The sequence below is a fragment of the Rhizobacter sp. genome (assembly GCF_031412075.1).
In the GTDB taxonomy this organism is placed as follows: Bacteria; Pseudomonadota; Gammaproteobacteria; order Burkholderiales; family Burkholderiaceae_C; genus Rhizobacter.
On sequence record NZ_JANOCG010000253.1, the window covers coordinates 1 to 11857 of the forward strand.

Consider the following 11857-nt stretch of genomic DNA (forward strand, 5'->3'; position numbering starts at 1 on the left):
TCAACGCCATCCTGCTGCAGGCCGTGCAAGCGCATGTAGCGGTTGCCGGTGACCGGGTCGGTGTGAATCTGCGGCGTGATCGGCTGGCTCAGCACCAGGCTCTCTGACGAGATCTTCTGCCGCGGTGTGTGGGCGGCGTGGATGTTGAAGACAAAATCGGCACCGTTCTGGTCGATTTCATAGGTCAGCTCAACGTGCAACTCGATGCGGATCATGTGAGGGGCTCCTTTGCGACGCGGCAAAGCGCTCTGGGTTGCAGGTGTGCGCCAGTATGCGCGCCGATGGCCCGCCGCGCCCGTGTCGTGCCCTGTCCACAGCAAGAGTCGCGCCGTCGAAAGATGGTATAGATCGAGGCCATGATCGAACCCCTGTTGCTCACCGCCGCGCAAATCTCCACCTTCAACGGCACGCAGCTGCTCACACGAGCGAGCAGCTTCTTTTTTGCGCGCGACGAACGCCTGTTCCTCGTCACCAGCCGCCACGTGCTGATCGACAAGCCGAGCAAGCACTTTCCCAACCGCGTCGAGATCGAGCTGCACACCGATGCGGCCAACCTTGCACGCTCGATCGGCCTGTCGGTGCTGCTTTACCGCGAGGGCAAGAGCATCTGGCGACAAGGCCGCGACCCGTCCGGCGAGATCGACGTGGCGGTGATCGAGCTCGACCGCGAGGCCTTGCCCGACGGCGTGGAGCTGCGCGCGTTCACGCCCGACCACCTGGTGGACTCGTTCGACGAGGTCGAGGTCGGCACCGCCTTGCTGATCGTCGGCTTTCCGCTCGGCTTTCACGACACGCTGCACCACTTGCCGGTGGTGCGCCAGGCGGTGATCGCGTCGTCGTTCGGGCTGCGCTTTCAGGGGCAGGGGTTTTTCCTCACCGATGCCCGCACCCACCGTGGCACCAGCGGCGCGCCGGTGGTGATGCGCGCATCGGGCCATGAGGCCGAGACCGATGAGCTGCACTGGAAGCTGCTGGGCGTGCACTCGTCACGCATGGACATGCGCACACGCGACCGCCGCGAAGACGAGTCGCTCGGCCTCAACTGCGCCTGGTACGCCGACATCCTGATGACGCTCACCGAGCCCGTGGCCAGCGCGGCCGAACCGGAGGCTTGAGCGGATCAAGAAGCAGTGACCTGCCCGCGCGCGAACGATCACCCGAACAGGATCACGCCGCGCGCATTGCGCCCTTGCGCCAGGTCGTCGAAGGCCTGCGGCGCTTCGTCGACGGTGTAGGTGCGGGTGATCAGCTCGTCGAGCTTGAGCTGGCCCGAGCGGTACATCTTGATGAGGCGCGGGAAGTCTTCACGCGGCCGGGCCGAGCCGAAGTAGCTGCCCTTGAGCGTGCGCTCCATGGCGGTCAGCAACAAGGGCCGCACGCTCGCGGTGTCGGCCAACGCGGCCACACCCACCGCCACCGCCGTGCCGCCCTTGGCCAGCACGTTCACCGCCTGCGCCACCACCGCACCGGCGCCCACACATTCAAACGCGTAGTCGGCACCGCCGCCGGTGAGCTTCATCACCGCCTTGACCACGTCTTCCACGCTCTTGGCGTTGAGCGTGTGGGTGGCACCGAAGTCGGTGGCCATCTGCAGCTTGAGGTCGGAGGTGTCGACCGCCACGATCATCGCCGCGCCCGCGATGCGGCAGCCCTGCAGGGCCGACAGGCCCACACCGCCACAACCGAACACCACGCAGATCGAGCCCGGCTGCACCTGCGCGGTGTTGATGGCCGCGCCCACGCCGGTCATCACACCGCAGCTCACCAGGCAGGCCTTGTCGAGCGGCATGTTCTTGTCGATCTTGACCACGCTGTCGGTGTGCAGCGTGGCGTATTCGGCCATCACGCCGCAGGCCGCAAACACCCCCAGGCCGGCGCCACTCGCGTCGCGAAAGCGCGGCTCGGCGCCGGGTGCGGCCAACGCGGCCCGCGCCGGCTGGTCACACAGCTGCGGGCGCCCGGTCGCGCAGTAGCGGCAGCGCCCGCACATGCCGACGAAGGAGCTGAGCACCGCGTCGCCCACTGCAAACTCGGTCACCCCCGTGCCCACGGCCGACACCACACCGGCGCCCTCGTGCCCGAGCACCACGGGCATCGGCATCTGGATGGTGCCGTTGGCGGCCGACAGGTCGCTGTGGCACACGCCGCAGGCGGCCATCTTGATCAGCACCTCGTTGTGGCCGGGCACCTTGACCTGGAGCTGTTCGACCGTGATGGGGCCGTTGACGGCCCGGCAGACCACGGCGCGTGCGGTGATGCTCATTAAGGTGTCTCCTTTGTTTGATCTGATTATTTGGTGCCGAACAAGCGATCGCCCGCATCACCCAGCCCCGGCACGATGTAGCCGTGCTCGTTGAGCTCGCGGTCGATGGCGGCGGTGTAGACCGGCACGTCGGGGTGGGATTCGGTGAAGTGCTTCAGCCCTTCCGGCGCGGCCAGCAGGCAGACGAAGCGGATCGACTTCGGCTTGGTCTCCTTCAGCCGGTCGACCGCCGCCACGGCCGAGTTGCCTGTCGCGAGCATCGGGTCGAGCACGATGGCGTCGCGCTCGTGCATGTCGGCCGGCATCTTGAAGTAGTACTCCACCGCCACCAGCGTCTTGGGGTCGCGGTACAGGCCGATGTGGCCAATGCGCGCACCGGGCACCACGTTGAGCATGCCGTCGAGAAAGCCCGCACCGGCGCGCATGATGATGACGAACACCGTCTTCTTGCCGTCGATCACCGGGCTGCGCATCTTCTCGAGCGGGGTCTCGATGTCGATCAGCTGGGTCGGCATGTCGCGCGTGACCTCGTAGGCCATCAGCATGCTGATCTCGCCCAGCAGGCGCCGAAAGCTGTTGGTGCTGCGGTCCTTCTCGCGCATCAGCGTGAGCTTGTGCTGGATCAGCGGGTGGGTGATGTGGTGGACGGACGCGGTCATGGGTCTCTCTCCTTGGCTCATCAGCATATCGGCTCGGCATGCAATAAGCGGCATTTTTGCCAAGCTTCTGGCATTTCAGGCATCAAGTCCTGCCGCTGCGCTGCCGAAAACGAAAGGGTCAACAAGCCAGACGTGCGGTGTGCACCCGGCTGACCGCCCTTGGCATTCCACCTTCCACGCTGCCCCGACACGCACATGAACCGGACCGTGACCACCTGCCGACAAGCCGCCCGAGCGTGGATGCTCGCGGGCCTGGCCTGCCTGTCGCTGAATGCTGCGGCGGCCGACGAGCAGCTGCGCATCGTCACCGAAGAGCTGCCGCCCTACAACATGACCCAGAACGGGCAGATCACCGGGCTGAGCACCGAGGTCGTGCGCGCGGTTCTGAAAGAAGCGGGGGTGCAGGCCCCCATCCAGTCGATGCCCTGGGCCCGCGCCTACGACATCGCGCTGAACACTGAAAACGTGATGATCTACTCGATCACGCGCACCCCGCAACGCGAGAAGCTGTTCAAGTGGGTGGGCGTGATCGCGCCGACGAACTGGTATCTGTTCAGCCGGGCCGACAAGAACGTCAAGATCAAGAAACTCGACGACGCCCGCAGCCACCAGATCGCCACCGTGAATGAAGACGCGGGCGAGCAGTACCTGGTGGGCAAGGGCTTTGCCCTCGGCAAGAACCTGCAGTCGAGCAGCAAATACGAGATCAACTACGAAAAGCTGAAGCTCGGCCGCGTCGACCTGTGGGTGGCCAACGAGTTGAACGCCATGTACCTGGTGCGCCAGGCGGGCGACGACCCGGCCCAGGTGCTGGTGCACGCCCTGCCTCTCAACGACCTGGGCAGCACCGGCGGGCTCGACCTGGCCTTCAGCCTGAAAACCCCCGATGCCGTGGTCGATCGTTTCCGCAAGGCGCTGGAGACGATCAAGAAAAACGGCACCTATGACAGCCTCCAGAAAAAGTGGCTCTGACGACGAGGTCGTAGCGCCCGCGCCGCCGCGCTCGCTGGGGCGCCGGCTGGTGCTGGGCACACTGGCCTTCAGCCTGGTCTTCACGCTCGCCGCCGTGGCGGTGCGCACCTGGTCGGCCTGGCAGTCCAACCTGGCCGCGATGACGGCCGAACTCGCCCTCATCGACAAGGTGTTCCAGCGCACCTTGGCCAAGGCCATCTGGGAGATGGACCGCGAGGAACTGCAGAGCCACGTGAACATCGTCTCGCGGGTGAGCCCGGTGGGCCGCATCGAGCTTCGCATCGGCCGCGCCGGCCGCGCGCCCGAAATCATCGAGGGCGGCCAAGCCGCCCACGCCGTTTCGTCACGCGCGCCCTCGCTGCAGCGCGTGCTGACCTTCGCGCCCTATCCGGGCGCCAGCGAGAACGTCGGCGAGCTCAGGCTTGAAGGCGACGAACGCGTGCTCTGGACGCGGCTGCGCGGCGAGGTGGCCGGCATCGTGGTGACGCAGGTCATTCAGTCGGCGCTGCTGGCGGCGCTGATCATGTGGCTCTTCAATGGGGCGGTGACGGTGCATGTGCAGCGCATCGCCCGCCACCTGGACGAGCTCACCCCCGCCACGCTGGACCAGCGCCTGGCGCTGGACCGCCGCGTCACGCACCGCGATGAGCTGAGCTTGCTGGAGGCGGGCGTCAACCACCTGCAGAGCAACCTGTCGGAGTACCTTTCGCGTCAGCGCCGCGACGAGCATGAACTCACCGCCCACCGCGACCGCCTGGCCGAGTTGGTGGACGAGCAGACGGCCGAACTGCGCTCCGCCAATGCCATGCTGCAAGAGCTGTCGCGCAGCGATTCGCTCACCGGCTTGTCCAACCGCCGCCACTTCGACGAAGTGAAGGACACCGAATTCCGCCGCGCCCAGCGCCTGAACCAGCCCCTGTCGGTGCTGCTGTGCGACGTCGATTTTTTCAAGCGCTACAACGACACCTACGGCCACGCCGAGGGCGACCGCTGCCTGCAAGCGGTGGCCGAAGCCCTGAAGCAGACCTTCTCCCGCGCCGGCGAGCTCACGGCGCGCATCGGCGGCGAGGAGTTCGCTGTGCTGCTGCCGGGGGCCGATGTGGTGCGCGCACGCGCCGCAGCGCAGCGCCTGCAAGAACGGTTGCGAGCGCTGTCGCTCGCCCATGCCGACTCGCCGGTGGGCGACCACGTGACCATCAGCATCGGCATTGCGCAGTTCGATCCCGAGACCATGGACCGTTTCGAGACCTTGCTCCACCAGGCCGACAAGGCCCTGTACCTCGCCAAGAACCAGGGGCGCAACCGGGTCGCCGGCTGACGCTGAAGGAGACCCGATGACCATCCGCTCGCTCGCTCTTCGCTCGTTCACCTCGCTGGCCCTGTCGCTGGCCTGCGCGGTGGCGCCCGCGCAAACCATCAAGGGCGTGACCGAAACCTCCTCCTACAGCCGGCTTGACAACGGCAAACCGGCCGGCCCGGCCAACGAGATCGTCGAGGCCACGCTCAAGCGGGCCGGCCTCGACTACAGCCTCGCCATGTACCCCTGGGCCCGTGCCTACGACATCGCGCTGCAAGAACCCAACGTGCTCATTTACCTGATCGCACGCACGCCGGAGCGCGAGCCGCAGTTCAAGTGGGTGGGCGAGTTCATCCGCGTCGAATACTTTCTCTACAAGCTGCGCGGGCAGGCGGGCATTGCGCTGCGCAGCCTCGAGGACGCCAAGGCCTACACCGTGGGCGTGATGCGCAACGACGTGCGGCACCAGTTTTTGCAGGCCAAGGGCTTTACCAAGCTGGTGGTGTCATCGCAGGTCGGAGACAACTTCAGGCAGCTCACCAACGGACAGGTGCAGCTGGCTGCCTTGTCCGAACCAGGGGCCGCCCAGCTCTGCGAAGAAACCGGTTTCGACTGCACCCGGCTGGAGAAGGTGTACGCGCTCGACGAGCTTTCGGTCGGCATCTGGATGGCCTACAGCAAACCCACCTCCGACGAGGTGGTGGCCCGCACCCGCGCCGCATTCGACAAGCTCAAGGCCAGCGGCAGTGTGGCCAAGCTGATGGCCGCCAAGCGTTGACGGTCTCTCGCGCCCGCCCGGTGCTCAGAACACCGTTCCGTCGCTCTCGATCTTGAGCGGCGGGCTGCCGCCTTCGCGCAGGCTCTTGGCGATCTCGCGGCCGGCGGCCCAGGTGCCGCCTTCGAGGATGCAGGCGAGCGGCATCTCGTCGCTCGACTTGTTCAAACGTGCACGCACCAGCGGCGCCAGCTCGTCGATGAGTGCCACGGTGAGCGCACGCCATTCGACGATGGCTTCGTCGCCCGCCGTGTAACTGCGGGCGGCAAAGGTCGGGTCTTTCGGCACGATGACGCGTGCGTCGATCAACAAGCCGCCGTTGCGGTACTCGGGCAGGCCGGTCAGGCCGTCGATGTCGGTGAGCGTGATGCCGGCCCACTCGAACGGCTCCAGCAGCGAGTAGGTCAACCACTGGCTCAGCTTGTGGAACGGCACCCAGCCCGCGGTGAGCCCGGTGCCACCGGCCAGCGGGTGCGGCCAGCAGTCGCCCAAGGGCATGCCCTGCAGCTCGCTGCCGGTGAGCCAGATGGGGCTCAGGTGGTCGAGCAGCGCCTGCAGCACACGTGGCGCGGCGAGGCGCAGGGGGCTGTTGTCCGTCGGGCCGGGGAGGGTGAGTGTGTCGAACAGGCCCCCCGGGCGGCCGTCGGCGCCAAACACCTCGGGCTGCGCACGCAGGGTCTGGCCCAGGCGCTGCAACAGGGCCACCCGGCCGTCGAGCCCGACCAGCGGGTTGTCGCTTCGCACCTGGAACATCTGCGCCAGCGTGGCCGCGTCGATGCGCCGCAGCGCCTCGGCATCGACCCGATGCGGGTCAGCCGCATCGGATGAAAACTGCCCTTGCATGAAGGCACGGAAACTCGCGACACCCAGGCCTTCGGAGCGGCTCAAGGTCTGGCCGCTCTCGGCTTCGGCATAACGCCACTGCGGGCCGGCGCCGGCATCGAGCAACACGCTCACCAGCGTGAGGTCGATGCGCGCACGCGCCTGTGCGGCGGGGTCGATGCCTGCAAGCCGGGCATCGAGCTCGGCCTTGCGGTCGACACCACCGGTCTCGAAATGCCGCCAGCGGCTGTGGTACGGGATGCGCAGGTCGGGGTAGTTTTGCCGCGTGACGTGTTCGATGCGGCGTGCCACTTCATCGAGCTGCGCGCGGTTGAGGGTGAAGTGACGCGAGCGGCCTTCGTCCACCGCACGCAGGATGTTGCCGCAGCGTTCGCGGATCGTTGCCGTGGAGCGCAGCGGAGCGGTCAGGTTTCGTGGGTCTGCGGTCATGCCTTCACGCGAGGTCGCGCCCTTTCGTGGCTGCAAGCTTCACATCGTCGGGCACGCTGCCGTCGGTGAAATAACCCGCCGCGATCTTGGCTTCGATCTCCACCTTCGCATCGGCCGGCACCAGCTCGTCGGGGATCTTCACCCGCTCGCCGACCTCGATGCCGCTGCCGGTGATGGCGTCGTATTTGTCGTTGCTCATGCTGACCAGGCGGTGGATCTTCTTCACACCCAGCCAGTGCAGCACGTCGGGCATCAGCTCCTGGAAGCGCATGTCTTGCACGCCGGCCACACACTCGGTGCGCAGGAAATATTTGTCGGCGCTGTCGCCGCCCACCTGGCGCTTGCGCGCGTTGTAGACCAGGAACTTGGTGACCTCGCCGAGCGCGCGGCCCTCTTTGCGCGAGTAGGCGATCAGGCCCACGCCGCCCTGTTGCGCGCCCCTCACACACTCTTCGATGGCGTGCGTGAGATAGGGGCGGCAGGTGCAGATGTCGGAGCCGAACACATCGGAGCCGTTGCATTCATCGTGCACACGCGCGGTGAGCGTGACGCTCGGGTCGGCCAGGTCGGCGGGGGAGCCAAAAATGTAGAGCGTCTGCCCGCCGATGGGCGGCAAGAAGATGCCGATGTCGCTGCGCGTCACCAGCTCGGGGTACATGCCGCCGGTCTCTTCGAACATCACACGCCGCAGGTCGGCCTCGCTCACGTTGAACCGCTTGGCCACCCCTTCGATCCACCACACCGGTTCGATGGCGATCTTGGTGACCATGGCGGACGAGTCTTCGAGCAGGTACTTGCCATCAGGCTTCAGGCGCTGAAAAGCGATGGCCTGCTTGATCTCGGGCAGGTGCACGTGGGCCTGCGTCACGGCGATGGTCGGGCGGATGTCGTAGCCCTGCGCCAGGTGGTCGGCAAACACCTCGCCGACGATCGCACCCCAGGGGTCGAGCGAGACGATGCGGTGCGGGTCACCCCACTGCGGGTAGGGGCCGATGGGCGTGGTGGGCGAGGTGTTGGTCAGGTCGGCGCGGTGGCCCTTGGTCAGGTTGCCGGCGGCCACCGCCAGCGCACGGTAGATGCCGTAGCTGCCGCTGTGCGTGCCGACCACATTGCGTTGGCTGCGGTTGGTGGTGGTGCCCACCACGGGGCCACGCTCCTGCGGATCGGCCGCGCCCCAGCGGATGTTGGGTGCGCCGCTCACGCCCTGTTGACCGGGGTGAGAGGTGAGGCGAATGTGCTTGGTGTTGACTTTGGCTTCGCCCGGCTTCTCGGTGCTCATCAAGGTCGCTCCTTCGTGGGTGGACGACGCGAATGAGCATACGCCGTCATGGCAGGGCTTGTCGCGCCGTCCACCACCGCTGCAAGGCTTGGGCCACCTCATGGAGTGAGGAGTCGTTCACGAGGGTCAGGTCGGCCTGCACAGCCGGTGTGTGGCGTTGCATTCGGGCGCTGACGGCCGCCTCGTCTTCGCGCCCTCGCCCGAGCAGGCGCTGCGCCAGCACGGCGGGCGGCGCGGTGATCTCGACCACGCTCAGCCCAGGGGCCTGCTGGCGCAGGGTGGGCAGGTGGGCGCGCGAGCTGTTGAGCACCACCCAGTCGCCTGCGGCCAGCGGCGCGAAGGCGAGGTGCCGCACGCCGTAACTCAGGCCGTGGGCCTGCCAGGTGGTGGCGAGCGCGCCGGTGGTTTGCAGCGCCACAAAGTCTTCGGCGCTCACCGCCTCGTGCTGCTCGGCGCCACCGTCGGCCGGCCTCGTGATGACGCGCTGGGCTTGATGAATCTGCGGGCCGCTCGCGCTGCGCAAGCCGGCCCAGGCTTGCAGCACGCTGTCTTTGCCGACACCCGACGGGCCGACCACCACGATCAGGCGTTCGCTGTGGGGAATGCTCGGCAGATGTGTCATGCGAGTGGGTAGCGGTGCAACAGCCTGAAGGGCAGGCCCGGTGCGGGCTCGACGAACACTCTCAGCGCGTCGCATTCGAGCGGCTCGCGCAGGGCGGCGGCGAAGTGCTGCTGTGCGGCCTGCTGCAGCTCGTCGCGCAGGCTCGCATCGGGCGGCAGGCTGTTGCTCAGCGTCATGTGAAAACGCCACTGGCCGAGCACATGCGGGTAGCCGTGGCGTTGCAGCAGCGCGCGCTGCTCGGCGCTCATCGGCGTGGCCAGGCGGCGTTGCAGCTCATCGGCCGTGGGCTCGGCGCGCCAGGCATCGAGCTCGGTGACGCAGGCGTCGGCCAGGCGGTGCAGCGGGTGGGTGGCCGGCAGCGGCGCCAGCGGCTGCAGCGCCAGGAAGTCGCTCATCCACTGCACCGACAAGGCCGGCATCACAAAACGTGGCGTGCGTTGCGCCAGCTGCGCCACGGCGTCGCGCAGGCCGGCTTCGCTGCAGCCCGGCGCCAGGCGCAGGGGGGCTTTCAGCGTGGCGTGAAAGCCGTAGCGCCAAGGCTCGCCCACGTGCGCGCGCGTCGGCCGCCGCGCCTCATCGGACGACGGGTCGCGCTGCAACCAGTCGCAGCCCGCGTGCCACAGCGCATGCGAGGGCGCAGGCATGTAGTAGACGGCGTAACGTGTGCTCATCATTCGTCGTGCTGCACCGTGAGCTGCACCGCATCCGACGCAAACAAGGTGCAACCGGCTTCGACCGGCACACCCTGCGCGTCCACATTCACATAGCGCACCACCAGCACCGGCTGGGTGGCCGGCCGCGCCAGCGCGTCGGCCTCGGTAACAGTGGGCAGGCGGCACGAGACCACGCTGCGGGCGCGGGTGTAGTCGGCCACGCCCAGCCTTTGGAAGGCGGCGGTGATGCTGCCTGTTTCAGTGAATGCCTCCACCATGCCGGCCAGGCGGGGCAAGGGGTAGGCCGAGGTCGCCAGGTTGACCGGGCGGCCGCGCACCGCAGCGCGGGTGTACATGAGTTGCAGGTTGGCGCGTGCGCTGACACCCAGGTCACGCGCCCACTCGCTGCCGCGCAGCTGCTCGTGCGCCAGCAACTCGCGCTGCGCGGTTTCGCCCACGGCCGCGAGGTTTTGCGACAAGCGCGTGCGGCGCTGCAAGGCGTAGTCGAGCACCAGCTCGCGCACGAAGGTGCCGCTGCCCTGCGCGACACGCACGAAGCCGTCGCGCGCCAGGGCCTGCACCGCCTGGCGCAGCGTGTGGCGGTTGACCTCGAAACGCGCGGCCAGCGCCGCCTCGTTGGGCAGGCGCTCACCGGGGCGCAGGCGGCCTGCGGTGATGTCTTGGCGCAGCACGGCGGCGATGCTTTCCCAACGGCGAGTCGGCGCGGGGGTGTCGGCGGCTTCGGCCGGGAAAGAAGAGGCGTTGAGTGTCATGTCAAGAATCTGTCACGGGCTTGTTCGATACTGGCTGCGATCCTACAGTCATCTAGATGACATTCGCATGACCAACCCGACCGATCCAACCCACTCTACTGCGCAGCGCCAGGCCTGGCTGTCGGTGCTGGCGCATGCGCCCCGCGCCGCGCTGGCCGAGCATGCCCAACGCTGCGCCCTCGGCCAGGCCTTCGACTGGCTGCGCGAGCCCGAGATCGGCCTGGCCCTGGTGCGCGCACGCATCGCCAACCGCGGCGACCGCTTCAACCTGGGCGAGGTGACGCTGACCCGCTGCATCGCCCGCGTGTCGGTGGACGGCCACGCCACGGCGGGGGTGGGGCATGTGCTGGGGCGCGACGAACAACGTGCACGCTGGGTGGCGCAGCTCGACGCGCTGTTGCAGCAGCCCACGCTGCATGAGCAGCTGCTGGCAGAGGTGATCCACCCGCTGCGCGCGCAGCGCGAAGCGACGCTGGCGCAAGAGCAGGCTCGCGATGCAGCGAGCCGCGTGAGCTTCTACACCTTGCAATCCGAGATCACGGCATGAGCGCCGACCTGCTGACCCACATGCCGCACGGCTTTGCCGATGCCACGCACGGCGCGCAGTCGGTGTTTCGCAGCGTGCTCGAGGCCTTGTCGCGCCCCGGCCGCCTGCAGACGCTGGGGGCCAGCGACGGCCTGCAGGCCCCCGTGCCCCTGTCGCGCGGCCTCACCGCGCTGCTGCTCACCTTGCTCGACACCGAAACCTCGCTGCACCTCGCCGAGCCGCTGACGAGCGACGCGGCCTGGATGTACTGCCGCTTTCACACCGGCGTGCAACGCGAGGACGATGCGGCGCAGGCAGACTTTGTCGCCACCCGCTCCCCACACGCGTCGCTCGATGGCCTGCGCCTGGGCAGCGACGAGGTGCCCCAACAAGGCAGCACGCTGATCGTCGACACCGGCAGCCTGGCGCTCGAACGCGGTGCGCGCTTGCGCCTCACCGGCCCGGGCATCGCGCATGAACAGCACATGGGTTGGTGCGGCCTGCCGATCGCCTTCTGGCAGCAGCGCATTGCAATGCAGCGGCTGTTCCCGCGCGGCGTCGACCTGCTGCTGGTGTGCGGCTCGCAGCTGGTCGGCGTGCCGCGCTCCACGCTCATCACCATCGAAGGCACCTGATGTACATCGCCGTCAAGGGCGGAGAAGCCGCCATCGAAGCCTCGCGCCGGCTGCTGGCCAGCGCGCGCCGCGGCGACCTCGCCGTGCGTGAGCTGGAGGTGGCGCAGATCCGCGAGCAGCTGGGTCTCTTG

14 protein-coding genes and 1 pseudogene are annotated in these 11857 nt (G+C 67.9%); 7 read left to right on the forward strand and 8 right to left on the reverse strand.

Annotated elements, in window-relative coordinates; genetic code table 11:
• Window positions 1-215, reverse strand: a pseudogene (locus RMO40_RS09010) (transglutaminase family protein); the annotation flags it as partial.
• A gap of 141 nt (window positions 216-356) precedes the next feature.
• Between RMO40_RS09010 and RMO40_RS09015 the strand changes: the two are divergent.
• Window positions 357-1115 (forward strand): trypsin-like peptidase domain-containing protein, encoded by a 759-nt coding sequence (locus RMO40_RS09015; RefSeq protein WP_309719336.1) that lies wholly within the window; start codon window positions 357-359, stop codon window positions 1113-1115.
• 38 nt (window positions 1116-1153) lie between these two features.
• Here RMO40_RS09015 and RMO40_RS09020 read toward each other — a convergent pair whose 3' ends face one another.
• The gene (locus tag RMO40_RS09020) at window positions 1154-2263 is read right to left on the reverse strand and encodes a zinc-binding dehydrogenase (RefSeq protein WP_309719338.1); all 1110 of its coding nucleotides are present in this window, start codon (window positions 2261-2263) and stop codon (window positions 1154-1156) included.
• A gap of 26 nt (window positions 2264-2289) precedes the next feature.
• On the reverse strand, window positions 2290-2922 hold the full coding sequence (gene upp, locus RMO40_RS09025; protein ID WP_309719341.1) for a uracil phosphoribosyltransferase: 633 nt from the start codon (window positions 2920-2922) through the stop codon (window positions 2290-2292).
• Window positions 2923-3117: 195 nt separating this feature from the next.
• Between upp and RMO40_RS09030 the strand changes: the two genes are divergently transcribed.
• The 3 genes from RMO40_RS09030 to RMO40_RS09040 are packed head-to-tail and all read left to right on the forward strand — an operon-like array spanning window position 3118 to window position 5969.
• A complete protein-coding gene (locus RMO40_RS09030) occupies window positions 3118-3894 on the forward strand; it encodes a transporter substrate-binding domain-containing protein (RefSeq protein WP_309719344.1) in 777 nt (258 codons plus the stop codon).
• Window positions 3866-5212 carry a diguanylate cyclase domain-containing protein gene (locus RMO40_RS09035; protein WP_309719347.1) on the forward strand — a complete coding sequence of 449 codons (1347 nt, stop codon included), beginning with the start codon at window positions 3866-3868 and terminating at the stop codon, window positions 5210-5212. Before RMO40_RS09030 ends, RMO40_RS09035 begins: the two co-directional genes overlap by 29 nt.
• Window positions 5213-5228: 16 nt before the next feature.
• Entirely contained in the window at window positions 5229-5969 is a 741-nt protein-coding gene (locus RMO40_RS09040; RefSeq protein WP_309719351.1) for a transporter substrate-binding domain-containing protein, read from the forward strand.
• 24 nt (window positions 5970-5993) lie between these two features.
• Here the strand turns inward: RMO40_RS09040 and RMO40_RS09045 are convergent, their stop codons facing one another.
• From RMO40_RS09045 to phnF, 5 genes are read right to left on the reverse strand one after another with little or no spacing between them, the layout of a single operon-like run.
• On the reverse strand, window positions 5994-7238 hold the full coding sequence (locus RMO40_RS09045) for a DUF1688 family protein (RefSeq protein ID WP_309719354.1): 1245 nt from the start codon (window positions 7236-7238) through the stop codon (window positions 5994-5996).
• A gap of 4 nt (window positions 7239-7242) precedes the next feature.
• Window positions 7243-8517: a GTP cyclohydrolase II gene (locus RMO40_RS09050; protein ID WP_309719357.1), complete on the reverse strand. Its 1275-nt coding sequence runs from the start codon at window positions 8515-8517 to the stop codon at window positions 7243-7245.
• Between the two features lie 46 nt (window positions 8518-8563).
• Window positions 8564-9139: a phosphonate metabolism protein/1,5-bisphosphokinase (PRPP-forming) PhnN gene (gene phnN / locus RMO40_RS09055; RefSeq protein ID WP_309719359.1), complete on the reverse strand. Its 576-nt coding sequence runs from the start codon at window positions 9137-9139 to the stop codon at window positions 8564-8566.
• Window positions 9136-9810: a DUF1045 domain-containing protein gene (locus RMO40_RS09060; RefSeq protein ID WP_309719366.1), complete on the reverse strand. Its 675-nt coding sequence runs from the start codon at window positions 9808-9810 to the stop codon at window positions 9136-9138. The genes phnN and RMO40_RS09060 overlap by 4 nt, the downstream gene beginning before the upstream one ends.
• Window positions 9810-10565: a phosphonate metabolism transcriptional regulator PhnF gene (phnF, locus tag RMO40_RS09065; RefSeq protein WP_309719369.1), complete on the reverse strand. Its 756-nt coding sequence runs from the start codon at window positions 10563-10565 to the stop codon at window positions 9810-9812. Before phnF ends, RMO40_RS09060 begins: the two co-directional genes overlap by 1 nt.
• Before the next feature lie 67 nt (window positions 10566-10632).
• Here phnF and phnG point away from each other — a divergent pair, with 67 nt between their 5' ends.
• The 3 genes from phnG to RMO40_RS09080 all read left to right on the forward strand — a co-directional run.
• Complete coding sequence (gene phnG, locus RMO40_RS09070) at window positions 10633-11112, forward strand: phosphonate C-P lyase system protein PhnG (RefSeq protein ID WP_309719372.1); 480 nt, start codon at window positions 10633-10635, stop codon at window positions 11110-11112.
• Window positions 11109-11726, forward strand: coding sequence for a phosphonate C-P lyase system protein PhnH (gene phnH, locus RMO40_RS09075; protein WP_309719375.1), 618 nt, complete (start codon window positions 11109-11111; stop codon window positions 11724-11726). Before phnG ends, phnH begins: the two co-directional genes overlap by 4 nt.
• A partial coding sequence (locus tag RMO40_RS09080) for a carbon-phosphorus lyase complex subunit PhnI (protein WP_309719378.1) occupies window positions 11726-11857 on the forward strand: 132 nt, incomplete at its 3' end. The genes phnH and RMO40_RS09080, both read left to right, overlap by 1 nt.

Coding starts and splice junctions, on each gene's coding strand:
- phnG (WP_309719372.1), top strand. CDS start 10,633: ATGACCAACCCGACCGATCCAACCCACTCTACTGCGCAGCGCCAGGCC.
- upp (WP_309719341.1), bottom strand. CDS start 2,922: ATGACCGCGTCCGTCCACCACATCACCCACCCGCTGATCCAGCACAAG.
- RMO40_RS09020 (WP_309719338.1), bottom strand. CDS start 2,263: ATGAGCATCACCGCACGCGCCGTGGTCTGCCGGGCCGTCAACGGCCCC.
- RMO40_RS09045 (WP_309719354.1), bottom strand. CDS start 7,238: ATGACCGCAGACCCACGAAACCTGACCGCTCCGCTGCGCTCCACGGCA.
- RMO40_RS09040 (WP_309719351.1), top strand. CDS start 5,229: ATGACCATCCGCTCGCTCGCTCTTCGCTCGTTCACCTCGCTGGCCCTG.
- phnF (WP_309719369.1), bottom strand. CDS start 10,565: ATGACACTCAACGCCTCTTCTTTCCCGGCCGAAGCCGCCGACACCCCC.
- phnN (WP_309719359.1), bottom strand. CDS start 9,139: ATGACACATCTGCCGAGCATTCCCCACAGCGAACGCCTGATCGTGGTG.
- phnH (WP_309719375.1), top strand. CDS start 11,109: ATGAGCGCCGACCTGCTGACCCACATGCCGCACGGCTTTGCCGATGCC.
- RMO40_RS09015 (WP_309719336.1), top strand. CDS start 357: ATGATCGAACCCCTGTTGCTCACCGCCGCGCAAATCTCCACCTTCAAC.
- RMO40_RS09030 (WP_309719344.1), top strand. CDS start 3,118: ATGAACCGGACCGTGACCACCTGCCGACAAGCCGCCCGAGCGTGGATG.
- RMO40_RS09060 (WP_309719366.1), bottom strand. CDS start 9,810: ATGAGCACACGTTACGCCGTCTACTACATGCCTGCGCCCTCGCATGCG.
- RMO40_RS09050 (WP_309719357.1), bottom strand. CDS start 8,517: ATGAGCACCGAGAAGCCGGGCGAAGCCAAAGTCAACACCAAGCACATT.
- RMO40_RS09035 (WP_309719347.1), top strand. CDS start 3,866: ATGACAGCCTCCAGAAAAAGTGGCTCTGACGACGAGGTCGTAGCGCCC.